The sequence below is a fragment of the Leptotrichia sp. SK-5 genome (assembly GCF_055387215.1).
Genome location: NZ_AP028931.1, coordinates 241,527 through 265,318, shown reverse-complemented (window position 1 = coordinate 265,318; position 23,792 = coordinate 241,527). Strand labels below are relative to the sequence as shown.

27 protein-coding genes, 6 tRNA genes and 3 rRNA genes are annotated in these 23,792 nt (G+C 34.3%); 5 read left to right on the top strand and 31 right to left on the bottom strand.

From position 1 onward, the window contains the following. Positions 1 to 487: 487 nt before the first annotated feature. The 9 genes from ACZ5B9_RS01350 to ACZ5B9_RS01310 all read right to left on the bottom strand — a co-directional run bounded on the left by ACZ5B9_RS01350 (position 488) and on the right by ACZ5B9_RS01310 (position 6,367). Positions 488 to 564 (bottom strand) — tRNA-Asn (locus ACZ5B9_RS01350). Between the two features lie 15 nt (positions 565 to 579). Beyond that, positions 580 to 692 (bottom strand): 5S ribosomal RNA (gene rrf / locus ACZ5B9_RS01345). A 61-nt stretch (positions 693 to 753) separates the two neighbouring features. Continuing rightward, positions 754 to 3,659, bottom strand: a 23S ribosomal RNA gene (locus ACZ5B9_RS01340). Positions 3,660 to 3,734: 75 nt separating this feature from the next. Continuing rightward, positions 3,735 to 3,810: transfer RNA gene (locus ACZ5B9_RS01335), tRNA-Ala, on the bottom strand. An 11-nt stretch (positions 3,811 to 3,821) separates the two neighbouring features. Further along, positions 3,822 to 3,898: transfer RNA gene (locus tag ACZ5B9_RS01330), tRNA-Ile, on the bottom strand. 42 nt (positions 3,899 to 3,940) lie between these two features. Continuing rightward, positions 3,941 to 5,452: ribosomal RNA gene (locus ACZ5B9_RS01325) — 16S ribosomal RNA — on the bottom strand. Together the 16S, 23S and 5S rRNA genes with 3 tRNA genes alongside form the textbook arrangement of a ribosomal RNA operon. A 645-nt stretch (positions 5,453 to 6,097) precedes the next feature. After that, positions 6,098 to 6,174: transfer RNA gene (locus ACZ5B9_RS01320), tRNA-Met, on the bottom strand. A gap of 3 nt (positions 6,175 to 6,177) precedes the next feature. Beyond that, positions 6,178 to 6,254: transfer RNA gene (locus ACZ5B9_RS01315), tRNA-Met, on the bottom strand. A gap of 25 nt (positions 6,255 to 6,279) precedes the next feature. Further along, positions 6,280 to 6,367: transfer RNA gene (locus ACZ5B9_RS01310), tRNA-Leu, on the bottom strand. 284 nt (positions 6,368 to 6,651) lie between these two features. Between ACZ5B9_RS01310 and ACZ5B9_RS01305 the strand changes: the two genes are divergently transcribed. The 5 genes from ACZ5B9_RS01305 (at position 6,652) to ACZ5B9_RS01285 (ending at position 11,727) form a co-directional block, all read left to right on the top strand. Further along, positions 6,652 to 7,548, top strand: a complete 897-nt coding sequence (locus ACZ5B9_RS01305) for a peptidyl-prolyl cis-trans isomerase (RefSeq protein WP_464423041.1) — start codon at positions 6,652 to 6,654, stop codon at positions 7,546 to 7,548. A gap of 171 nt (positions 7,549 to 7,719) precedes the next feature. Next, positions 7,720 to 9,225, top strand: coding sequence for a hypothetical protein (locus ACZ5B9_RS01300; RefSeq protein ID WP_464423040.1), 1,506 nt, complete (start codon positions 7,720 to 7,722; stop codon positions 9,223 to 9,225). A 106-nt stretch (positions 9,226 to 9,331) separates the two neighbouring features. Then, on the top strand, positions 9,332 to 10,081 hold the full coding sequence (gene phnC, locus ACZ5B9_RS01295) for a phosphonate ABC transporter ATP-binding protein (protein ID WP_464423039.1): 750 nt from the start codon (positions 9,332 to 9,334) through the stop codon (positions 10,079 to 10,081). Between the two features lie 12 nt (positions 10,082 to 10,093). After that, positions 10,094 to 10,888 (top strand): PhnE/PtxC family ABC transporter permease, encoded by a 795-nt coding sequence (locus ACZ5B9_RS01290; protein ID WP_006806068.1) that lies wholly within the window; start codon positions 10,094 to 10,096, stop codon positions 10,886 to 10,888. Between the two features lie 32 nt (positions 10,889 to 10,920). Next, the gene (locus ACZ5B9_RS01285) at positions 10,921 to 11,727 is read left to right on the top strand and encodes a PhnE/PtxC family ABC transporter permease (protein ID WP_464423038.1); all 807 of its coding nucleotides are present in this window, start codon (positions 10,921 to 10,923) and stop codon (positions 11,725 to 11,727) included. Positions 11,728 to 11,800: 73 nt separating this feature from the next. Here ACZ5B9_RS01285 and ACZ5B9_RS01280 read toward each other — a convergent pair whose 3' ends face one another. The 22 genes from ACZ5B9_RS01280 to rplC form a co-directional block, all read right to left on the bottom strand. Continuing rightward, positions 11,801 to 12,517: an outer membrane beta-barrel protein gene (locus tag ACZ5B9_RS01280; protein WP_464423037.1), complete on the bottom strand. Its 717-nt coding sequence runs from the start codon at positions 12,515 to 12,517 to the stop codon at positions 11,801 to 11,803. A 324-nt stretch (positions 12,518 to 12,841) separates the two neighbouring features. Next, entirely contained in the window at positions 12,842 to 14,149 is a 1,308-nt protein-coding gene (gene secY, locus ACZ5B9_RS01275) for a preprotein translocase subunit SecY (RefSeq protein ID WP_464423036.1), read from the bottom strand. Between the two features lie 46 nt (positions 14,150 to 14,195). Beyond that, positions 14,196 to 14,810 (bottom strand): 50S ribosomal protein L15, encoded by a 615-nt coding sequence (gene rplO, locus ACZ5B9_RS01270; protein ID WP_021768820.1) that lies wholly within the window; start codon positions 14,808 to 14,810, stop codon positions 14,196 to 14,198. A gap of 5 nt (positions 14,811 to 14,815) precedes the next feature. Beyond that, positions 14,816 to 14,995 (bottom strand): 50S ribosomal protein L30, encoded by a 180-nt coding sequence (gene rpmD, locus ACZ5B9_RS01265; RefSeq protein WP_006806072.1) that lies wholly within the window; start codon positions 14,993 to 14,995, stop codon positions 14,816 to 14,818. Positions 14,996 to 15,016: 21 nt separating this feature from the next. Next, positions 15,017 to 15,526, bottom strand: a complete 510-nt coding sequence (gene rpsE / locus ACZ5B9_RS01260; RefSeq protein WP_021744161.1) for a 30S ribosomal protein S5 — start codon at positions 15,524 to 15,526, stop codon at positions 15,017 to 15,019. A gap of 18 nt (positions 15,527 to 15,544) precedes the next feature. Beyond that, positions 15,545 to 15,907 (bottom strand): 50S ribosomal protein L18, encoded by a 363-nt coding sequence (gene rplR / locus ACZ5B9_RS01255; protein ID WP_026745847.1) that lies wholly within the window; start codon positions 15,905 to 15,907, stop codon positions 15,545 to 15,547. A 13-nt stretch (positions 15,908 to 15,920) separates the two neighbouring features. Further along, positions 15,921 to 16,454, bottom strand: a complete 534-nt coding sequence (rplF, locus tag ACZ5B9_RS01250; protein ID WP_464423034.1) for a 50S ribosomal protein L6 — start codon at positions 16,452 to 16,454, stop codon at positions 15,921 to 15,923. A gap of 32 nt (positions 16,455 to 16,486) precedes the next feature. Further along, positions 16,487 to 16,882: a 30S ribosomal protein S8 gene (rpsH, locus tag ACZ5B9_RS01245; protein ID WP_026748133.1), complete on the bottom strand. Its 396-nt coding sequence runs from the start codon at positions 16,880 to 16,882 to the stop codon at positions 16,487 to 16,489. A 21-nt stretch (positions 16,883 to 16,903) separates the two neighbouring features. Beyond that, positions 16,904 to 17,191 carry a 30S ribosomal protein S14 gene (gene rpsN, locus ACZ5B9_RS01240; protein ID WP_006806077.1) on the bottom strand — a complete coding sequence of 96 codons (288 nt, stop codon included), beginning with the start codon at positions 17,189 to 17,191 and terminating at the stop codon, positions 16,904 to 16,906. 30 nt (positions 17,192 to 17,221) lie between these two features. Next, complete coding sequence (gene rplE, locus ACZ5B9_RS01235; protein ID WP_006806078.1) at positions 17,222 to 17,776, bottom strand: 50S ribosomal protein L5; 555 nt, start codon at positions 17,774 to 17,776, stop codon at positions 17,222 to 17,224. A 25-nt stretch (positions 17,777 to 17,801) separates the two neighbouring features. Next, positions 17,802 to 18,185 (bottom strand): 50S ribosomal protein L24, encoded by a 384-nt coding sequence (gene rplX, locus ACZ5B9_RS01230; protein ID WP_369713011.1) that lies wholly within the window; start codon positions 18,183 to 18,185, stop codon positions 17,802 to 17,804. A gap of 15 nt (positions 18,186 to 18,200) precedes the next feature. After that, positions 18,201 to 18,569 carry a 50S ribosomal protein L14 gene (rplN, locus tag ACZ5B9_RS01225; RefSeq protein ID WP_021744156.1) on the bottom strand — a complete coding sequence of 123 codons (369 nt, stop codon included), beginning with the start codon at positions 18,567 to 18,569 and terminating at the stop codon, positions 18,201 to 18,203. Between the two features lie 95 nt (positions 18,570 to 18,664). Further along, complete coding sequence (gene rpsQ / locus ACZ5B9_RS01220) at positions 18,665 to 18,868, bottom strand: 30S ribosomal protein S17 (protein ID WP_051311990.1); 204 nt, start codon at positions 18,866 to 18,868, stop codon at positions 18,665 to 18,667. A 68-nt stretch (positions 18,869 to 18,936) separates the two neighbouring features. Next, entirely contained in the window at positions 18,937 to 19,128 is a 192-nt protein-coding gene (rpmC, locus tag ACZ5B9_RS01215) for a 50S ribosomal protein L29 (protein WP_006806082.1), read from the bottom strand. Next, positions 19,128 to 19,553: a 50S ribosomal protein L16 gene (gene rplP, locus ACZ5B9_RS01210; protein ID WP_018451265.1), complete on the bottom strand. Its 426-nt coding sequence runs from the start codon at positions 19,551 to 19,553 to the stop codon at positions 19,128 to 19,130. Before rplP ends, rpmC begins: the two co-directional genes overlap by 1 nt. A 1-nt stretch (position 19,554) precedes the next feature. Continuing rightward, positions 19,555 to 20,211 (bottom strand): 30S ribosomal protein S3, encoded by a 657-nt coding sequence (gene rpsC, locus ACZ5B9_RS01205; RefSeq protein ID WP_006806084.1) that lies wholly within the window; start codon positions 20,209 to 20,211, stop codon positions 19,555 to 19,557. Positions 20,212 to 20,236: 25 nt separating this feature from the next. Further along, the gene (rplV, locus tag ACZ5B9_RS01200) at positions 20,237 to 20,575 is read right to left on the bottom strand and encodes a 50S ribosomal protein L22 (protein WP_006806085.1); all 339 of its coding nucleotides are present in this window, start codon (positions 20,573 to 20,575) and stop codon (positions 20,237 to 20,239) included. Positions 20,576 to 20,621: 46 nt separating this feature from the next. Continuing rightward, on the bottom strand, positions 20,622 to 20,894 hold the full coding sequence (rpsS, locus tag ACZ5B9_RS01195; protein WP_006806086.1) for a 30S ribosomal protein S19: 273 nt from the start codon (positions 20,892 to 20,894) through the stop codon (positions 20,622 to 20,624). A 225-nt stretch (positions 20,895 to 21,119) separates the two neighbouring features. After that, entirely contained in the window at positions 21,120 to 21,947 is an 828-nt protein-coding gene (gene rplB, locus ACZ5B9_RS01190; RefSeq protein ID WP_021768816.1) for a 50S ribosomal protein L2, read from the bottom strand. Between the two features lie 209 nt (positions 21,948 to 22,156). Continuing rightward, positions 22,157 to 22,441, bottom strand: a complete 285-nt coding sequence (gene rplW / locus ACZ5B9_RS01185) for a 50S ribosomal protein L23 (RefSeq protein WP_006806088.1) — start codon at positions 22,439 to 22,441, stop codon at positions 22,157 to 22,159. Then, on the bottom strand, positions 22,441 to 23,085 hold the full coding sequence (gene rplD, locus ACZ5B9_RS01180) for a 50S ribosomal protein L4 (protein ID WP_464423033.1): 645 nt from the start codon (positions 23,083 to 23,085) through the stop codon (positions 22,441 to 22,443). The genes rplW and rplD overlap by 1 nt, the downstream gene beginning before the upstream one ends. Before the next feature lie 21 nt (positions 23,086 to 23,106). Next, positions 23,107 to 23,733, bottom strand: a complete 627-nt coding sequence (gene rplC, locus ACZ5B9_RS01175; RefSeq protein WP_018451257.1) for a 50S ribosomal protein L3 — start codon at positions 23,731 to 23,733, stop codon at positions 23,107 to 23,109. Positions 23,734 to 23,792: the final 59 nt, after the last annotated feature.

The window sequence follows — 23,792 nt, the reverse complement described above, 5'->3', positions numbered from 1 at the left end:
TCTAAATCGTTACTTTTTTAGTTTAACTCTAAACTAATTTTACCATATACTCAATTATTTTATACTAATTTTTGCATAAAATCAACTAAATTTTTTTTATTCAAAAAAATTTTAACCTATTTATATTGCGTCGTCAAATCAAACAAACACTAAGTTTAATTAATAAATTTATTAAAAACTCTTTTATTTAAAAATTAATGCTTAATATTTACAAACTAATTACATATAATCCTTACTTTTGAGGTTAACTAACATAAAAACTTTTAACTCAGATTATTAAAATATTAGTAAATTTAAGAAAGTTTCAAAATATTTTTACAAATAAAAAAGACAAGCACCTTTTTAAAGAAAGTTTTCTTGTCTAGTTAACAATATTCTTGCAATAATTTGCTATCTTGATATTTAGAACAGTCTCTTCATTAACATACTGTAGAATGCTTTATGTCTTTTTTGCTTTAAACTCTTATGAAATTCTGCAAAAAAAAAATGGCGTCCCCGGTTGGACTCGAACCAACGGCCCTCTGATTAACAGTCAGATGCTCTAACCGGCTGAGCTACGGAGACACACAAAAGAAAAAAGTTTGGCAACTGCCTATTTTCCCGGGACGAATCCAAGTATCGTAGGCGTAAACAGACTTAACTGCCGGGTTCGAAATGTAACCGGGTGTATCCCTGCTGCTAGCATCACCAAACTTTAAAAACTAAATTGTCAAGTTAAGACAATGAGAAATAAATAGTAGCAGTAAAAGATTAACTAAAAAGCAGATGTAATATTAGTACCAGTCAGCTGAATGCATTGCTGCACTTGCACCTCTGGCCTATCAACCATGTGTTCTCCATGGATACTGCGAATACTCATCTCAAAGTCGGCTTCTCGCTTAGATGCTTTCAGCGATTATCCGTTCCAGACGTGACTACCCAGCCATGCCACTGGCGTGACAACTGGTACATCAGAGGTCTGTCCAACCCGGTCCTCTCGTACTAAGGTCAGATCTTTTCAGTATTCAGGCGCCTGCAGTGGATAGGGACCGAACTGTCTCACGACGTTCTGAACCCAGCTCGCGTGCCTCTTTAATGGGCGAACAGCCCAACCCTTGGGACCTTCTCCAGCCCCAGGATGAGACGAGCCGACATCGAGGTGCCAAACACTTCCGTCGATATGGACTCTTGGGAAGTATCAGCCTGTTATCCCCGGGGTAGCTTTTATCCGTTGAGCGACGGTCCTTCCATACGGAACCGCCGGATCACTAACTCCTACTTTCGTACCTGCTCGACCCGTCAGTCTTGCAGTCAAGCTCCCTTATGCGTTTGCACTCTTAGGCTGATTTCCATCCAGCCTGAGGGAACCTTTGAACGCCTCCGTTACTCTTTGGGAGGCGACCGCCCCAGTCAAACTGCCCATCTAGCACTGTCTCCGTTACCAGATTAGAATTTCAACGGCATATGGTTGGTATTCCAACGGCGACTCTGTTAAAACTGACGCCTTAACTTCACAGTCTCCCAACTATCCTATACACACACAGCCAAAACCCAATGCCAGACTGCAGTAAAGCTCCACGGGGTCTTTCCGTCCTACTGCAGGTAGCCGGTATCTTCACCGGCATTACAACTTCACCAGGTCTCCAGCCAAGACAGCTCCCAAATCATTTCACCATTCGTGCAGGTCGGAACTTACCCGACAAGGAATTTCGCTACCTTAGGACCGTTATAGTTACGGCCGCCGTTCACCGGGGCTTCAATTCGAATCTCTCAATCCTCCTCTTAACCTTCCGGCACTGGGCAGGTGTCAGCCCATATACGTCGCCTTTCAGCTTAGCATAGACCTGTGTTTTTGGTAAACAGTTGCTTGGGACTCTTCACTGCGGCCTGTTTCCCCTTGAGGTGTTTCTCCTCTCAAGTATATCAGGCACCCCTTCTCCCGAAGTTACGGGGCTATTTTGCAGAGTTCCTTAGCTAGAGTTATCCTGTCGGCCTTAAGTTTCTCACTCTGTCCACCTGTGTCGGTTTACAGTACGGGCACTATTTCTCATCGATAGAAGTTTTTCCCGGCAGTGTAGGATCTGTGACTTATGCTGATGCACTTCCCCATCAGGTCTCACATTTAGACACGCGGATTTTCCTGCGTGTCCATGCTACGCCCTTAGAAAGACTATTCCGTCAGTCTTCTCACATACCTTCCTGCGTCACTCCGTCTCTCAAGCGATAATAGTGGTACAGGAATATTAACCTGTTTTCCATTCGCCATCACAATTTTGCTTATGCTTAGGTCCCGACTTCCCCAGGGCGGACAAACCTTCCCCTGGAAACCTTGGACTTCCGGCCGGCGGGATTCTCGCCCGCCTTCTCGCTACTCATTCCTGCATTCTCACTTCTGATACCTCCAGAACGGCCTTACGGCATTCCTTCAACGGCCTACAGAACGCTCTCCTACCAGGCGTGCAAACACGCCTCCGCAGCTTCGGTTTATGTCTTAGCCCCGTTACATCTTCGGCGCAGATACTCTCGACCAGTGAGCTATTACGCACTCTTTTAAGGTATGGCTGCTTCTAAGCCAACCTCCTGGTTGTCTGTGAATATCCACCTCCTTTCCCACTTAGACATAATTAGGGACCTTAGCTGGCGGTCTGGGCTGTTCCCCTCTCGTCCGCGGACCTTGTCATCCGCGGACTCACTCCTGACTATTAATATATGGTATTCGAAGTTTGCTTGATTTCGGTAAGCAGTACGCCCCCTAGACCATACAGAGCTCTACCCCCACATATCTTAACGTCAAGGCTGCACCTAAATGCATTTCGGAGAGAACGAGCTATCTCCTAGTTCGATTGGCTTTTCACCCCTAGACCTGCCTCATCTCCCAACTTTTCAACGGCGGTGAGTTCGACCCTCCACTGAGTCTTACCTCAGCTTCAGCCTGGACAGGCCTAGATCACTAGGTTTCGCGTCTATGACTAGCGACTTGACGCCCTGTTAAGACTCGGTTTCCCTTCGGCTCCGCTTTATTAACCTTGCCACTAATCATAACTCGCAGGATGATTAACCAAAATCCACGCAGTCACACATAAAGTGCTCCTACCGTTTGTAAGCACACGGTTTCAAATTCTATTTCACTCCCTTGCTCAGGGTTCTTTTCACCTTTCCCTCACGGTACTCTTCACTATCGGTCAACAGCAGTATTTAGCCTTGCGTGATATGGTCCACGCTGATTCACGCCAGATTCCTCGTGCCTGACGCTACTCGGGTGCTTCCAGTCACTATATGTATTTTATGTTCTACAGGACTATCACCTTCTTTGGTCCAGCTTCCCAGCTGATTCTACTTACATACATACAGTTTAAACATTATGACAATCCGTTAATGGAAGTCCCACAACCCCGTGCCAGCAACGCTGTCCGCTTGGCACTGGCACGGTTTAGGCTTTTCCCCGTTCGCTCGCCGCTACTTAGGGAATCGTTTTTACTTTCTTTTCCTCCCGCTACTTAGATGTTTCAGTTCACGGGCTTACCGTTTTCACGCATGTCCTCCAGACATGCAGGTTTTCCCATTCGGAAATCCGGGGATTAACGATTATGTGCATCTTCTCCCGGCTTATCGCAGCTTATCACGTCCTTCATCGGCTGTTGTTGCCTAGGCATCCTCCGTGTGCCCTTATTAGCTTTTTATCCAGAATAACTTTTACTCTAGTTTCATTGTAATCTTTTACCTACTATTCATTTCCCATTGTCCTAAATATTAATTGGTGGAGATAAGCGGGTTCGAACCGCTGACCTCTGCCTTGCAAGGGCAGCGCTCTCCCAACTGAGCTATATCCCCAAGACATAATATGGTGGGCATGGCTGGACTCGAACCAGCGACCCCTGCGTTATCAGCACAGTGCTCTAACCACCTGAGCTACACGCCCATAAGATATACGAAGAAGCAGTGTAATGAATTAACTCCTTAGAAAGGAGGTGATCCATCCGCACCTTCCGGTACGGATACCTTGTTACGACTTCACCCCAATCACTATCCACACCTTAGATGCCTTCCTCCTTACGGTTAGACCGGTAGCTTCAGGTGCAGACAACTCTCGTGGTGTGACGGGCGGTGTGTACAAGACCCGAGAACGTATTCACCGCAGCATTGCTGATCTGCGATTACTAGCGATTCCAGCTTCATGAAGTCGAGTTGCAGACTTCAATCCGAACTTGGACCGGCTTTAAAGATTCGCTTGGCGTTGCCGCTTTGCAGCTCTCTGTACCGGCCATTGTAGCACGTGTGTAGCCCAGATCATAAGGGGCATGATGACTTGACGTCATCCCCACCTTCCTCCTGCTCTTCGCAGGCAGTCTCGCCAGAGTCCCCAACTTAATGATGGCAACTAACGATAGGGGTTGCGCTCGTTGCGGAACTTAACCCAACATCTCACGACACGAGCTGTCGACAGCCATGCACCACCTGTCTCTACGTTCCCGAAGGCACTGCCTGTTCTCACAGGCATTCGTAGGATGTCAAGATCTGGTAAGGTTCCTCGCGTTGCGTCGAATTAAACCACATGCTCCACCGCTTGTGCGGGTCCCCGTCAATTCCTTTGAGTTTCAGCCTTGCGGCCGTACTCCCCAGGCGGATTACTTATCGCATTTGCTTCGGCACGGACACTCTTCATGCCCACACCCAGTAATCATCGTTTACGGCTGGGACTACCAGGGTATCTAATCCTGTTCGCTCCCCCAGCTTTCGCACTTCAGCGTCAGTTGCCGTCCAGTGAACTATCTTCATCATCGGCATTCCTGCACATATCTACGAATTTCACCTCTACTCGTGCAGTTCCGTCCACCTCTCCAGCACTCTAGCCAAACAGTTTCCAGGGCAGGCTTGCGGTTGAGCCGCAAGTTTTCACCCCAGACTTGTCTGGCCGCCTAGATGCCCTTTATGCCCAATAATTCCGGATAACGCTTGCGACATACGTATTACCGCGGCTGCTGGCACGTATTTAGCCGTCGCTTCTTCTGCAGGTACCGTCACTTTCTTCTTCCCTGCTGAAAGCACTTTACAATCCGAAAACCTTCTTCGTGCACACAGAATTGCTGGATCAGGGTTGCCCCCATTGTCCAATATTCCCCACTGCTGCCTCCCGTAGGAGTAAGGGCCGTATCTCAGTCCCCTTGTGGCCGTTCACCCTCTCAGGCCGGCTACCTATCATCGCCTTGGTGGGCCGTTACCCCGCCAACAAGCTAATAGGACGCAAAGCTCTCCCGCAGCATCTCTTTTCATTGCCAGGCACATGCGTGCCGGCAACTGTATCAGGTGTTGTCAGTCGTTTCCGTCTGTTATCCCTGTCTGCAGGGCAAGTTCTTTACGCGTTACTCACCCGTCCGCCTTGGCTAGCCTGCGCAAGCACAGATTCGCCAAAGACTTGCATGTGTTAAGCATTCTGTCAGCGTTCATCCTGAGCCAGGATCAAACTCTTCATTCAATATATTTTACATATATTTAAATTTCACCTTTGTCTTGACGAGAATCTTGTTTTTACAAACAAGAGCTCTTGACTATTATTTATCTTTTACACATTATTGCTTCTTCTATTCTTATCTTAATTGTCCTGCGACACGATTTCGTATCGACAGGATATATATTATCATAACTGAATTTATTTGTCAACTACTTTTTTTCAAAAAATTTGTGTTTTTTGTATAGGTGTATTGTATAATCAAGTACAATACTAAAATATATCATAAAATTACATACTAAATTTCTCTCTATTTAAAGTAAAGAAATTTCTTAACTACAAAACTTAGTTGATAGATAACTACACAAAAAATTAGAAAAAAGTGTCTAATATTTAATAATGATTTTTTTTATAACTTTAGTTAAGTTTTGTTGTACTCAGAAATCAATGAGTTTTATTTAATATCAAAATTTGAAGATAGGATGAAATGTAAGTTTATTTTTCTACTGGTAATATATTTTCTCAATATAATTTAATAGACTCATTTTAATTTATCAATTTTTCCCTTTAAAACTTAACTAAGAATATGAATCCTTGTTAATTTAATATGTATATTTTTCTTTATAAAAAAAAATACCTACAACAATTGCAAGTATAACTTGATTAATATAATGGTGCCTAGAAGAAGATTCGAACTTCCGACCCTACGGGTATGAACCGTATGCTCTAGCCAACTGAGCTATCTAGGCATTTGGTGGCGGGAGCTGGATTTGAACCAACGACCTTCGGGTTATGAGCCCGACGAGCTACCATGCTGCTCTATCCCGCGACAATTAATGTAGTTTATTATTAAGTGGTGCCTCGGGCCGGACTTGAACCGGCACGGGATAAATTCCCACAGGATTTTAAGTCCTGTGCGTCTACCGATTTCGCCACCAAGGCTTAACTTACTTAAAAAGTAAACTTACAGATAGTATTATATAGTATTTTTTTGCATTTGTCAACAATTTTTTTAACAGAATATAATAAAAAGTATTCTAAGATAATACATATGTGACAAGAGTATACAAAAAATAAAGGTTTTTTAGTTTTATCTTTTTTAATTTTGTTTGTTTGCACCTAAATTTTTACTCTGTCAAATAAATTAAAAGTTTGAAATGTTTGTAATGTTATGATATACTAAAAACATAAATTAAATCTAAAAATTAGTTTGGAGGACAACTATAATGAAAAATAAAATTAAAGTAGGCATTTTGACCTTATTATGTATATTTGCAATTGCTTGTGGAAATAATAGCGGACAAAGTGGGAAAGTTTTGTTTGAATCATCAGATAAAAAAATAAAGGTATATGAAAATGAAGTTAATAATGAACTGGAAAAGGGATTATTTTCTAATGGTCTAACTGCAAAAGATCTTAGTCCTGAACAAATTGCACAGATGAAGCAGTCTATTATAAAAAATATTGCTATAAATAGAGCAATTGCTTTGAAAGGAAAAGAGCAAAAACTTAATAATGATAAAAAATATACTGAAAGCCAAAATATTTTACAAGAGCAGTTATTAGCTAATCTAGCTATATTTAATGAACTTAATGAAAAAGCAAAAGTTAGTGATGAAGATGCAAAAAATATTTATGATGCAAATGCAGCTAATTTTACACGTCAGGAAGATACTGTGAGATTACAGCTCATTGTATTTAACACTTCTGATTCTGCAAAGGCAAATCAAGTATTAAAAGAAGCTGTTGCAAACCCTGCCAATTTTACTGCCTTTGCACAAAAATATAATGCAAGTATTCAAGGGGTCACTGAAAATGGTGAAACTCAAGAAATTCCATTGAGTCAATTGGAAAGCCGTTTTGGTCCTTTAAATGAAGCTATTAAAAATGTATCTGCTGGACAAATTGTAAATAACGTAGTTACTGTTGGAAATGATTTATACATTGTAAAAGTTTTAGAAAAAAATACCAAAGGATTGATTCCTTTTGAAAAAGTTAAGGAAGCTATAAAAAGTCAATTAAAAACTCAAAAAAGACAAGCTGAACAACAAAAATTTGTAAAATCTATAACTGACGAATATAAATTGTCAAATATTGATGAAGCAATAAAAAATATTAAATAACTTATTTGTATTTAAAATTAAACAAAAATTATATTTTAAAGTTTAAAATTCAATTTTGAATTATTTTGGATAAGTTTCAGAAAGGAGCTGTTTTAAATAGATATAAAATTTATAGCATCTATTTTTAACAGCTTATTTTAAAATAATAAATTCTTAAAAGGAGGTTATTTTGTGAAAATATTAAAATGGCTATTAAGCCTTGTTTTAATAGCTTTGTTCGTACTACTTTGTAGTGTAATGTTTTCCAGTAACATTGTTTCGTATATGACAAAAACTAAACATTCAGAATTTGAGAATGTAAAATTTTCTATAAAAAATAATGAGATGGTTTTTGATAATTTTGTTGTTAATGGAAAAAATTTGGGAAAAGGACGAGCTAATGTTGGAGTTGTCGGAACTGGGCTGTTTAAGCTTGTTCCAAAATTGACACTATCTAACTTAAAGCTGGAAGATGTGAATCTGGAGGGTATTTATAACGAAAAAAGTTCTCAGATTGATACTTTTACCGATAAAATAAATTCTCTTACTACTCAGGAAAAAGCTGATAAATCAACAGCTGACTTTATTAAAGAAACAACAACTAAAGTTACAACTTTGACAACTAATACTGATAATTTTATTAATAGTAAATTACGTGAAAATATTGAAAAAGTTAATGTGTTAAAACAGGATTATGTGGGACTTACAGATTTAAAAAGTAAAGCTCAAAAAATTATGGAACTAAATAATGAAATAAAACCTTTGGCAAAATCTATTAATATTGAAAAGGAAAATATTGAAAAAACTATAACTGAAATTGAATTGGAGCGAGATATTGCTCTTACAAATGTTTCTGACAACTTGACTAAACTAGAAAAAGAAATTTCATTAAATGATTTTAACAACATTAATTCCAACAATAGCGTTCAAAATATGAATCTATACATATTTTTGGATAAAGGAAAAGATTTAGAAACTTCATTAAACAATGCCTTAAAAGCAACTGCTCTTATAAAAGAAATAAAAGATTTAAATGTAAGAATAGCTGATATTGATATCAATGATAGAAAAATTGTTGCTAAAGGTCTAAATGGAGATAATACACAAATTAGTGGAGAAGTTGTGATGGAAAATGCAAAGGCATTTATAAAAGGACAAAATAATGGTTATGAAATTACGTATAACAAAGATAATTTTACTTCAAAAACAATGTTTTTTGCTAACAAAATCAGTACAATTATTGAATACTCAAAAAATGATTTACTCGAAGGAAAAATTATAAAATTAGCTTCAGAGCTTGTTCTTGAAAATAACAATTTTAAAAACTTGAATCACACTGTGCTAACTGACGAGGAAAAAACTTTATTGACTCAAAAAATTGAAAACTTGAGAAATAATAATTACCAACAAATTATGGCAAAATATGAAGAAGATAATAAAAATATTGAAACACTAATTGACAATGTGTATGTACAAAAAAACAAACTTGACAAACTTCAAAGAGATTTATTATCGCTAGGAACTATTATTACATTTGAACAGCCAACAACTAATACAGCTACAGAAAATACTAACCAAACCAATAAATCTTCGATTAATATTTTAAATAATTCAAGTAATAATAATGATATTACCAGCAATATTAAAAATACAAATGAAAATCAGAATCCAAATAAAATTAACATTGGAAATAGATAAATTTTTAGAAATTATAATAGGCATACTACAACTGATATGCCTTATTTTTTAAACTTTTATTTGTATAGTAAAACTACTTTAATAATCTTATAGAAAGGAAATATTTATGTTATTAAGTATAAAAAATGTTGAAAAAAAATATAACAATGGGACAAATGCCTTGAAAAATATTTCATTTGACGTAGAAAAAGGGGAATTTATCTCGATTATTGGTCCTTCAGGCTCAGGGAAATCAACATTACTTAGAAGTATAAACAAAATGATTGATATTTCACAAGGTTCAATTTTATTTGAAGATAAAAACATTGAGAACTTGAAAAAAACGGAAATAGAAATTGTAAGACGAGAAATTGGAATGATTTTTCAAAGTTATAATCTTGTGGAAAGGCTTACTGTTATTGAAAATGTTCTTCATGGAAGGCTTGGATATAAATCGGTAATTGCCGGAATATTAGGTATTTATTCAGAAGAGGAAAAAAAGGAGGCTTTTAACTTTCTGGAAAAAGTAAATATGACTAAGTACGCCTATCGAAAATGTAACGAATTATCCGGAGGTCAGAAACAACGTGTAGGGATTGCAAGGGCAATTATGCAAAAACCAAAATTATTACTTTGTGATGAGCCAATCGCATCTCTTGATCCCAAAACTGCTGAAAATATAATGGACTATTTAAAAAAAATTGTTTCCGAGCTAAAAATTACGTGCATTGTGAATCTTCATCAAGTTGATATTGCCAAAAAATATTCTGACAGGATTATTGCCTTAAATAAAGGTGAGAAAATTTTTGACGATAAAACAGAACGGCTTACAGATGATATGATCGAATTTATTTATAAAGATGAAGAAAATACTTAATAAGGAGGTTTTATGAAATTAAATGAAAAAGATGTTTTTAAGCAAAGATTTTACTCTAAAATTATATTTATATCAGCAATTATTCTAATTTATACAATATCCTCCATTATTGCAGGCTTCCAAAATGGGATGGCATTTTCCTCAATTCCAGCTGGAATCTTTTGGCTTTTACAAAAATTTATCCCTACACAAAATGCTTTGCAGTATTTTCCAGAAATTATGGATTCCGTAATAAAAACAGTTTTACTTGCCATAACTTCCACAACGATTTCCGCAACTTTTGCACTATTTCTTGCAATAATCGGATCTAATTCAACTGGAATAAATATTTTTACAAAAATTATAACAAAGATAATCGCTTCTTTTTTTAGAAATATTCCAATTGTAGCATGGGCGTTAATACTTGTATTTTCCTTTAAGCAAAGTCAATTTACAGGATTTCTTGCACTATTTCTGATAACATTTGGATATTTAACACGTGCCTTTTCCGAAACAATTGACGAGGTGGCAAGTGATGTAATTGAAGCACTAAAATCAGTAGGAGCTTCCTATTTTCAGATAATATTCTGCGGAGTTATCCCAAGCGTTTCCTCACAGCTCCTGTCTTGGCTTCTGTTCTTTATTGAAACTGGCGTGCGGGAATCTACACTGGTTGGTATTTTAACAGGGACTGGAATAGGATTCACATTTAACCTGTATTACAAAAGTTTTAGGTATGATGCCGCTGGACTCGTAATTTTAACAGTTACGGTTATTGTAATCGGAATAGAAATTCTGTCTAACAAACTTAGAAAAGAAATGATGTAAAACAAATTAACAGAAGGAAGGTGAATTTTCTTTTGGAAAAAATAAAGATAAGAAAACTTACAAAATCAAAAATTTATTTATATGCAACTTTATTCCTATTGTCAACTATTACAATTTATACATTGATTACAATGGATTTTGGCAATGTAAATATCGCTGAAGCTGCTGACCATTTTTTTAAAGATTTGAAAACGATGTTCTTTTCTCCAAAATTATCAGATAGATACACCTATAGCCAAGTTTTTCAAAGCCTTATGGTAACAATTGCTCTAGCAGCTTTAACAACAATTATAGGTTCTTTTATAGCTCTATTTCTATCTTTCTTTGCAGCGCAAAATTTATCAAGCAAATATGTTTCTAAAATTATAAAATTAGGCATAACATTTTTCCGTGCTATTCCAACAATATTATGGGTTATGGTATTTTCAGTCGTTGCAAATGTTGGTGTAGAAGCGGCAATTATAGGAATGACTTTTCACAGCGTTGCCTACCTTGTAAAAGCCTATTCTGAAAGCATAGAAGAAATTGACAACGGAATTATCGAAGCTCTTAGAGCAACAGGCGCTTCATTCTGGAAAGTTATTTTTCAGGCTGTATTGCCAAGTACAAGCACTTCTCTTCTATCATGGACATTCATCCGTTTTGAAATCAATTTTACAAATGCTGTTCTTGTTGGAGCCGCTGCAGGTGCAGGCGGAATTGGATACGATATGTTTATGTCGGGAAGCATGTATTTTGATATACGAGAAATTGGGATATTTGTATATCTGATATTTGGTGTTGCAATTATATTGGAACTTATTTCATATTTATTAAGAAAAAAATATTTGAAAAATTAAATTCATAATTAAGAATAGTAAATAAAAAATCTCTAAAATAGAAATTGTTCTAAATTAGAGATCTTTTTATTTATTAGAATCCGAAACTGTATCCAAAGCTTAATGTAACAAATTTGTTATTAACTTTCGTATTCCATTTATCATATTCATATGTTGTACCTCTAACACCATTAACATTTGTGTGGTAAACTGAACTCATATATGTATTTTCAACTTTACTTCTAATTACATTATAGGACAAATCAACAAAGAAATTTTTGTATTTTAATCCTGTACCAAGTCCATAATACAACCCATTTTTAAATTTATAACTTTCATCTATCCTTCCACCTGAATCAGGGTATTCTGTAGTATTCTGAGCATATTTTGATTCTAGCTTTCCTGAATTTATTGAATATCCTAAATTAGCTTTTACATAAGGAACTATATCTTCTGAAGGTGTAGCAAAATTATATCTTGCAGTTGCATAAATTGGAAGAGCATTGAATTTTTTACTTGTTATATTTAATTCTGAGCCATCTTCATCAAGAATTGGTTCACCTACTGCATTTTTCTTAAAGCTGTTTGCCTTATAAAATATACCTCCTCCAACTTCAAATCCTGTTCCTAGATTTCTTCTATATTCTGCACCAAGTTCAAAACCTCTTTTTAACAAATCAAAACTTACATCTTCATCCTTGATTTTTGCTTTTGAACTGAAATCAAATCCTGCTCTAACATCAACTGTATTTCCTTCAGCAAAAGAAGCTAATACTGTAATCATAAAAATCGATAAAATTAATTTTTTCATAATAATCCTCCTATTATTTTTTTATTTACTTCATTAGTATACCATATATAAATTAAAATTTCAAGAATATTTTTATATACAAATTTATTGTGGGTTTTTTGATAATTATTAACTATTTTAAAATATAATTTCAACTAATAGACAGAACTTTTATTTATTTAACTATAGATAACTATATATAGAGAGAGAGTTAGTCTGTTCTATGATAATTTTGTTACAAATTTGATTATCAAAAATAAATATTTACTGTAATAAATAATTCTTTAAAAAAATAAAAAAGTACACAATTAAGTGTACTTCAAAAATATTTTATTTATACTATTTTTAACGATTTCTTTTGTTTATAAAACCTTTCATTTGCTTAACTGCCAAGTAAGAATCTATTTGTAATAGTAATTCTACTGCAGTTCCAACTAAGATTAGTAAACTTGTTCCTCCTAGCATAACTGGAAGTTTTAAGATATACCCAAACCATATATTTGGCATAATTCCCAATAATGATAAAAATATCGCACTTCCAAATGTTACTCTTGTTGCAACTTTTTCCAAATAATCAGCAGTTTCTTTTCCAGCTCTTACTGTTGGAATTGTTCCACCACTTTGCTTTAAATCATCTGCTACTTTATCTGGATCAAAAGCAATAGTAAGTGTGTAGAAAAATGAAAATACCGTAATTAATATTGCAAATAATAATAAATATAAAACTCCTTTTGGCTCAAACTGAGCTGCTAAAAAGTTTTTTAAATCTCCAGTTTTCATCATTGAAACTAAAAACGGTGGGGCTGCCATTAATACTGATGCAAAGATTATTGGCATTACTCCAGACATATTTATTTTTAATGGTAAATACGTTCTTTTTCCAACTGTACTTTGTCCCCCGCCAAATCCAAGACTACCTTTTCCTGCATATTGAATAGGTATTCTTCTTTCAGCAAGCTGTACAATTACCATTAGTGCAATAAATACCACAAATGCTACAATTGACAATCCTAATAGAACTTTTCCCATTCCGCTAGGTAATCCAGTAAACATAGCACTAATAACAGACGGAAGTCCTGCAACAATATTTAAGAAAATCAACATTGATGTACCATTTCCAATACCTCTTATTGAAATTCTTTCAGAAATCCACATTAAGAATGAAGTTCCACCTGTAATTAGAACTACTGTACTAAGTATGAATTTTGGACCTGGTTCCAATACTAATCCTTGATTTTGCATTAAAACTGCAATTCCAAATGATTGAATTATTGCCAGTACAATTGTTACATATCTTGACCATTGAGTTATTTTATCTCTTTCTTTTCCACCTTCTTTTTGCATTTCATCTATTTTAGGGAAAATAACTCCTAATAATTGAAATACGATGGAAGCATTAATATATGGGACAATTCCCAACGCAAAAATTGAAGCTCTTTCAACAGCTCCACCCGAAAATAAATTTAAAAATTGAGCAATTGCATTTCCCTGCTGGAAATTTTTAAAAGCCTCTGTATTAATTCCCGGAACTGCTATATGAATTCCAACTCTTGCAACCATTATCATAAGTAATGTAAATGTTACTCTTTTTTCTAGTTCGGGTATATTAAAAATAGCTTTTACCCTGCTTGTTACTGCTTCAGCTAGAGTCAATTCTATCACTCCTTTAGTGTATGAAGAAAAAGCAAGATATTAAATCTTACTTATTCCCATCTTCTTTTTTATTATTTCCTGCTTTAGCTGAATATGATTTTACTTCTAATAATTCTACATTTCCTCCAGCTTTTTCAATTAATTCTTTAGCTGTTTTAGAAACTTTGTGTGCTTTTACAGTTAGTTTTTTATTAACTTCTGCATTCCCTATGATTTTTAACAAGCTTGTAAAATCTTTTTCTTTTACATATGATTCAATATTTACATTTAAATATTCTCTTACAGCTCTTCTACCTTTTGTATTTCTTAAAGCTTCATCCGAATATTTTGTTATAAATTTAGGGTTTTTAACTATTCCATTTTCAACTAATGTTTGTAAACTAACTACATCTCCATCATTAAATCTTTCAACAATGTCAGCCAATGTAATTACTATTATATCTTTTTTAAATGGTGCATTAGAAAATCCTCTTTTAGGAATTCTTCTAATAATAGGCATTTGTCCACCCTCAAATATAGGTGATACATATGAACCTGATCTTTGTTTTTGTCCATTGTGACCTTTACCAGCAGTTTTTCCCCAACCAGTTCCGTGTCCTCTCCCTACTCTTCTTCTTTCTCTTTTCGATCCAGCAGCAGGTCTTAATTCATTAAGATTCATCTATTCTAAACCTCCTCTACTTTAAGTAAATAAGAAACTAATTTAATTTTTCCTTCTATATCAGCAGTTTTGTTATGAACTGCGCTTTGACTGATTTTTCTTAATCCAAGTGATTTTACAGTCGCAACATGATTAGGTTTTCTTCCATTAATTCCTTTTACAAGCGTTACTTTTACTTTAGACATTAATTTTACCTCCTAACCTTATTATCCTAAAATTTCTTCAACTGATTTTCCTCTAAGTCTTGCTACATCTTCAAGAGAACGCAATTGTTTTAATCCTTCTAAAGTTGCTCTCGCAACATTATCTTTAGTTTTTGAACCTCTAATTTTTGTAAGTACATCTTTTACACCTGCTAGCTCTAATAATTCCCTAGTTGCTGAACCAGCGATAACTCCTGTCCCTTTTGAAGCTGGTTTCAATAATACAGAAGTTGCATTATATTTACCAATTTGCTCATGTGGTAATGTTCCACCTTTTAATGAAACATTTACTAAGTTTTTCTTAGCATTTGCGATGGCTTTTCTGATTGCATCAGGTACACCGTTAGCTTTTCCTAAACCGATACCTACTTTTCCTTTTTCATCTCCAACAGCTGCTAATACTGAGAACGAAATTCTTCTTCCTCCTTTAACAGTTTTAGAAACTCTGCTTATTCTTAAAAGTCTTTCTTTATATTCACTTTCTCTTTCTCTGTTATCTCTATCTCTAGCCAAAATAAATCCTCCTTATCTTTAGAATTTTAATCCTGCTTCTCTCGCAGCATCTGCCACAGCTTTAACTCTTCCTGTGTAAACGTATCCTCCTCTGTCGAATACAACAGCAGTAATCCCTTTATCTAATGCTTTTTTAGCAATTCTTTCTCCTATTTGTTTAGCTGCTTCGATATTTGAACCTTTTTCAATTTTTGCACCTTTTTCAATAGTTGATGCAGAAACTAAAGTATTTCCTGTTGTATCATCAATTACTTGAACGAAGATATTTTGTAAACTTCTATACACAGCAAGTCTAGGTCTTTCAGCAGTTCCAACGATTTTTTTTCTAATACTTCTATGTTTTTTTTGTCTTAATTTATTTCTATCAAGTTTTTTTACCATTAAAATCTACCTCCTATCCTTTCTTACCTTCTTTTCTTCTAATTACTTCATCAGCGTATTTAACACCTTTTCCTTTATATGGTTCAGGTGGACGTTTAGCTCTGATGTTTGCAGCAACTTGTCCAACTAATTGTTTGTCAATTCCTTCAACAGAAATTTTAGTATTTCCTTCAACTTTGAAAGTAATTCCTTCTACTGCTTCAACTTCAACTGGATGTGAATATCCTAAAGATAATGTTAATCCTTTTCCACTAGCTTGTACTCTATATCCTACTCCGACTAATTCTAATCCTCTAGTAAATCCTTCACTTACTCCAACAATCATATTGTTTAAGTTTGCTCTTGTAGTTCCATGAAGAGCTCTTATATTTGGTAAATCATTTGGTCTTTCAAATGTAATTTCATTACCATCAATATTTACTTTAATTTCACTGCTTAATTCTCTTACTAATTGCCCTTTTGGCCCTTTTACAGTAAAAGTATTTCCTTCCTGCTTGATTTCAACGCCTGCAGGTATAGTTATAGGTTTTTTACCTATTCTTGACATTGTTTATCCTCCTAATTTATAAAATGCGTAAATTACCACACGTAGCAAAGAACTTCTCCACCAACGTTATGCTTTCTGCATTCCTTGTCTGTAATAACACCTTGTGGTGTTGAGACAATGGCAATTCCTAATCCACCTAACACTTTAGGTAAACTTTCTACAGATGTGTAAACTCTTCTTCCAGGTTTTGATATTCTTTTTAATCCTTTAATTACAGCTTCTCCATCTACAGTTTTTAAAGAAACAACTATATTTTTTATAGCTCCTTCTTCTTTAATTTCGTAACCGTTTATATATCCTTCATTTTTTAATATATTTGCTATACTTTCTTTAATTCTTGAAAATGGTATTGCAACTTGTGCATGTTTAGCCATGTTTCCGTTTCTGATTCTAGTAAGCATATCAGCAATAGGATCTGTTAAATACATTAATTCTTCCTCCTCTCAAAATTACCAACTTGATTTTTTTACTCCAGGGATAACTCCCTCTCCTGCTAATTGTCTGAACATAACTCTTGAAATACCAAATTCTCTCATATATCCTCTTGGTCTTCCGTTAATTTGACATCTATTTCTAACTCTTGTAGGCGAAGCATTTCTTGGTAATTTAGATAATTCTAAAATTGCTTCTCTATCACCTTTTTTAGCTCTTGCTTTTAATTCAGCTCTTTTAGCCGCATATTTATCAACTGTTTTTTCTCTTTTTAAGTTTCTTTCAACCATTGCTTTTTTAGCCATTGATTAAATTACACCTCCTTCAAAATAATACTATTTTGCAAACGGCATTCCGAATGCTTTTAATAAAGCTCTTCCCTGCTCATCATTTTGTGCTGTAGATACAATCGTGATTCCTAATCCAAAGATTTTATCCACTTTATCAATTTCAATTTCAGGGAATACGATTTGTTCTCTTAATCCTAATGTATAGTTTCCTCTTCCATCAAATCCTTTAGGTGACACACCTTCAAAATCTCTTACCCTTGGTAATGTGATACTGATTAATCTGTCTAGGAATTCATACATTTTTTCTTTTCTTAATGTAACTTTTGCTCCGATTTTTTGTCCTTCTCTTAATTTAAATCCAGCTTCTGATTTTCTAGCAGCTCTTGCTACAGGCTGTTGTCCTGTAATTTGTGCTAATTCAGCAATAGCCGTATCTATTAATTTAGGATTGCTTACTGCTTCTCCAATCCCCATATTCACTACTATTTTATCAAGTTTTGGCACTTGCATAACATTAGATAAATTTAATTCTTTCAATAATGATGAAACTATTTCATCTTTGTATAATTTTTGTAATCTTGGAATATATTTTTCAGCCATTTATTACATCCTCCTCTCTAAAATATTATATTTCGTTACCAGATACAACTGATATTCTTACTTTTTTTCCATCTCTTATTTCTTTTCTTACTCTTGTAGGTTTTCCTGCTCCTTCATCCCAAAGCATTACTTTAGATGAGAAGATTGGCATTTCTCTTTCTACAACTTCGCCTTGTGGGTTCATTGCATTAGGTTTAATATGTCTTTTCTTGATATTTACACCCTCAACAATTATTTTTCCAGTCTTAGGGAATACTTTTAATACCTTTCCAATTTTTCCTTTATCTCCAGTTTGTTTACTATTTTCATTACGTAACAAATCTTTTGATCTACCGCTAATTACAATAACTGTATCTCCAGTTTTAACATGTAATCTTTTAGGTACTGATTTTAAATTTGGTTTAGCCACGTTTAACTCTCCTTCCTATAATACTTCTGGTGCTAGAGAAACTATTTTCATAAAGTTTTTCGCTCTTAATTCTCTTGCTACAGGTCCAAAAATTCTTGTCCCTCTTACTTCTAATGCAGTATTCAATATAACTGCCGCATTATCATCAAATTTTATATATGAACCATCTGCTCTTTTTAATTCTTTTCTAGTTCTAACGATTACAGCTTTTACTACATCACCTTTTTTAACGTTTCCATTTGGTATAGCTTCTTTTACACTTGCTACTACGATGTCTCCTATTTTACCGAATCTTCTTCTTGATCCACCTAATACTCTAATAACCATGATTTTTTTAGCTCCAGTGTTATCAGCAACATTAAGTATCGTTTGTTGTTGAACCATTTAAAATTTCCTCCTCTCAAATGTTAACTCACACTATTTTCTTCTGTTTTAATATTGAAAATAAAACATCAAGCAATTTTTTTAATAAGATTAAATTATTTAGCTCTTTCTAAGATTGTAACAACTCTCCATCTTTTGTCTTTACTTAATGGTCTAGTTTCCATAATTTGCACTTTATCTCCGATTCCACAATCGTTATTTTCATCATGTGCTTTATATTTTTTAGAAGTTTTTACTCTCTTTTTATAAAGTTTATGTAATTTCATTGTTTCTTCAAGAACAACTACAGTTTTATCCATTTTATTAGAAACAACTATTCCTTCTCTTACTTTTCTTTCGTTTCTTTTATTTTCCACTCTTGATCCTCCTATTTACCAGTTTTTTCAGTTACAACAGTTTTTAGTCTTGCTATTGTTCTTTTAACATCTCGTATTTTAGCAGTGTTTTGTAATTGTCCAAGAGTTTTTTGAAATTTTAAATTAAACAATTCTTGTTTCAATTCATTTACTTTAACTTCCAATTCTTCCAATGATAATTCTCTAATTTCGTTAATTGTCATTACTTATCACCACCTACTTCTTCTTTTCTTACAAATTTAACTTTTATAGGTAGTTTATGTCCAGCTTTTCTTAATGCTTCTTTGGCTTTCTCTTCTGATACTCCACCAACTTCAAACATTATTTTATTCTTTTTAACTACTGCTACCCAACCTTCTGCATTACCTTTACCTTTACCCATTCTTGTTCCTTCAGGTCTTTTTGTATAAGGTTTATCAGGGAATATTCTAATCCAAATTTTACCTTCTCTTTTAAACGTTCTGTTGATTGTTACCCTACAAGCTTCTATTTGTCTTGAAGTAATCCAACCAAATTCTCTAGCGGCAAGCCCAAATTCACCAAAATCAACTTTATTTCCTTTAGTTGCTACGCCACCCATTTTTCCTCTGAACTGTTTTCTATATTTCGTTCTTTTAGGTATTAACATATTATTCGTTTTCTCCTTCCTTTGTAGTAGAAAGAACTTCACCATTAAATATCCATACTTTTAATCCTAAAGCACCGTATGTAGTGTGTGCAGTAGCTGTTGCATAATCAACATCTGCTCTTAAAGTATGTAGTGGTACTCTTCCTGAAAGTGTCCATTCACTTCTTGCAATTTCGGCACCATTCAATCTTCCCGATACCATAACTTTAATTCCTTTAATCCCAGCTTTTTCTGCTCTTTGAATAGCTTGTTGAACTGCTCTTTTATAAGCAACCCTTTTTTCAATTGCAGTTGCAATACTTTCTGCTACTAATTGAGCATCTTTATTAGGATTCTTGATTTCTTGTACTTTAATTTGTACTCTTTTACCAGTTAATTTTTCCAATTTTACTTTTAAAGCTTCTATTTCTTGACCTTTTCTTCCGATTAAGATTCCAGCTTTTCCAGTTTCAATAATAACTGCTACTTCTGTAGGTGATGTTCTTTCTATTTGAATAGAAGAAATCCCTGCGTGGTAATAGTTTTTCTTAACATATTCTTTTATTTTTAAATCTTCGTGAAAGTTGTTTACGTATTCTTTTCCCTCAGCGAACCATTTTGAATCCCAAGTTCTTGTGATTCCTAATCTTATCCCCCTAGGATCTACTTTTTGTCCCACAGACTTACCTCCTTATTTGTCTAAATTAATCTTCTCTTTCATCAACTTCTACTGTGATATGAGCTGTTGGTTTTCTAATAACATCAGCTCTTCCCATTGCTCTTGGGCTGATTCTTTTTAGTACAGGTCCTTTATCAATTAATATTTTTGAAATAAATAATTTATCAGGATCCATGTTGTTATTATGTTCAGCGTTTGCAATTGCTGATCTTAATGTTTTTTCTATGTATAATGCTGCTTTTTTATTTGTAAATTTTAAAATGTTCAATGCTTGCAATGCATTTTTCCCTCTTACAATATCAGCAACTAATCTTGCTTTTTGAGGGCTTAATCTTTGGTATTTCAATTTAGCTACTACTGCCATTCAAAGTCCTCTCCTTTCATCAATGTATGTATATCGGTTATTTTAATTATTTTTTACCTTTTTTAGCGTCTTTTCCATGTCCATAGAAAGTTCTAGTTGGTGCAAATTCACCTAATTTATGTCCAACCATTTCCTCAGTTACATATACAGGTATATGTTTTTTACCGTTATATACAGCAAAAGTATGTCCAATAAATTGAGGGAATATAGTTGATCTTCTAGACCATGTTTTAATAACTTGTTTTTTACCTCCCAATGCTTCTATTTTTTCTAATAAATATGCATCAACAAAAGGTCCTTTTTTTAATGAACGAGCCATTCTTTCCTCCTTATTTCATTTTTTAAATCGAGAAATGTTACTCAATACATCTTTTAATTATTTATTTTCTAAATACTTAATTCAATGTATCAAGCAATATTTTTACATTCAGCCAAACTGTTATTTAGATGTGTTATCTGTCTGCTTGACTGGCACAGTCCATTTCTGCGTTTTTCATCTAAAAATCGTATTGTCAGTATTGACATTGACTTTATTTTTAAACTACTATTTTTTTCTTCCTCTAACGATGAATTTATCACTAAGTTTTTTACCTCTAGTTTTCTTACCAAGTGTAGGTTTACCCCAAGGTGTAACTGGTGATTTTCTACCAATTGGAGATCTTCCTTCTCCTCCTCCGTGTGGGTGATCCACAGGGTTCATTACAGATCCTCTAACATGAGGTTTTCTTCCTAAGTGTCTATTTCTTCCAGCTTTTCCTAATGATACTAATGAATGTTCAGAATTTCCTACTGATCCGATTGTAGCCATACATTCTTTATGAATAAGTCTTAATTCTCCAGATGGTAATTCCACGTGGCAGTAAGTTCCTTCTTTTGCAACAAGTCTTGCAGCTGTTCCTGCCGATCTTGCTAACTGTCCACCTTTACCAGGCATTAATTCAACATTGTGAATAACTGTCCCTACTGGCAGGTCTTTTAATTTTAACGCATTTCCAGGTTTGATATCTGCACCTTCTCCTGCTAATACGATGTCACCTTTTTTAAGTCCATTTGGAGCTAAGATATATCTTTTTTCTCCATCAACATAGTGCAGCAATGCGATGTTTGCCGTTCTATTTGGATCATACTCAAGAGTTGCAACTTTTGCAGGCACTCCAATTTTATTTCTTTTCCAGTCGATTACTCTATATAATCTTTTGTGTCCTTTATGTCTGTTTCTACCTGTTCTGTGTCCATAGTTGTCAATTCCATAAGACGAATTTAATGGTTCAACTAAAGATTTCTCAGGTCTTACTTTATCTAAGTCCTTATTAACTAATATCGACATATGCCGTGTCCCACTAGTCATCGGTTTTAATTTTTTTATTGGCATAACTTATGTTCCCTCTCTTCCTATTTCTCTTTTTATTTGTATAATTATTCGAAAAATTTCAAATAATTTCTATAATTTTACATAACTTATCTATTATAGCATTTTTAATAAATAATTTCCACAAAAAAATATAGTTATTTTTACTTTTTCTAAAAATTATTTTTCGGGGAAATCCCCGAGAAATAGATGTTATGATTTTATAATTTGTCTTATCCTTCGTAAGCTGCTATAGATTCTCCGTCTTTCAACTTAACAATTGCTTTTTTGATAGCAGCTGTTTTATACATTGACATTCTAAATCTTTTGTTTTTTGGTTTAATGTTTAAAGTATTTACACCTTGAACTTTTACATTGAACAGTTTTTCAACTGCATCTTTAATTTGAAGTTTGTTTGCTCTTCTATCTACTATGAAAACATATTCATTGTTTTCCAATAAATTTCTTGCTTTTTCTGTATTAATTACAGGTTTTTTGATAATATCAGTAATATGCATTATGCTAGCACCTCCTCGATAGTTGCAAGAGCTTCTTTAGTTAAGATTACTTTGTCTTGTTTGATTAACCAGTAGATGCTTAAATCTCTTGTATTAATTGCTGCAACTTTTTCAATATTTCTAGTTGATAAATATAAGAAATAATCTCTATCAATAGTATCAGTATCATCATTTGTTATATATAATTGTTTTACACCATCAAAGTTTAATGCTTTTGCAAAATCAATGAATGTTTTTGTTTTTGGTGTTTCCAATGTGAAGTCATCTAATACGATTACATTTCCTTCACTAATTTTTGTTGCTAAAGCTGATTTTAAAGCTAATTTTCTAACTTTTTTATTTACTTTTTTAGCATAGTTTCTTGGTTTTGGTCCGTGAACTACTCCTCCACCTACCATGTGTGGTGCTCTTGTAGATCCTTGTCTAGCTCTTCCTGTTCCTTTTTGTCTAAAAGGTTTTCTTCCTCCACCTCTTACTTCTGCTCTTGTTTTTGTTGAGGCAGATCCTTGTCTAGCTTCAGCTAATTCTGCTACTAAAACTTCGTGCATTACGTGTTTATTTGGTTCGATTCCAAATATGTCGTTATTTACTTCAATAGTTCCTGCTTGTGAACCGTCTAATTTATATATATTTAAAACTGGCATGTTATCCTCCTCTCTTTCCTATTAATATTTCTTTACCGATTTTTTGATAACTAAGTAACCGTTTTTTGGTCCTGGAACAGCACCTTTTACTAATAAAAGACTGTTTTCTACATCGTATTTGATAACTTGTAAGTTTTGAACTGTTACTTTTTCAGCTCCCAATCTTCCAGCCATTTTTTTACCTTTTGGCACATTACTGTTTGATGCGGCTCCTCCTGCGTTAGAACCTCCAAGTCTGTGGTTTCTTGAAACCCCGTGTGAAGCTCTGTTTCCACCAAAGTTATGTCTTTTCATAACTCCTGCAGTTCCTTTACCTTTTGAAGTCCCAGAAATATCAACGAATTCGATACCTTCTAATACATCTACTTTAATTTCTTGTCCCAATGTAAAGTCAGCTGGATTAGCTACTTTAAATTCTTTAAGAAATCTTTTTGGAGTAACTCCTGCTTTTTTAAATACACCTAATAATGGTTTAGTAGTGTTTTTTTCTTTTTTATCTCCATAAGCTAATGTGATAGCGTTATATCCTTCTTTTTCTTCAGTTTTAATTTGTGTAATGAAGTTAGTCCCTGCTTCAATTACTGTAACTGGAATTAATTTTTCGTCTTCGAAAATTTGAGTCATTCCGATTTTTTTACCTAATATCATTTTTTATTTTTCCTCCTTAATATATTGGTTGACAATTTTCTGTGAAATAGCCAACTTGT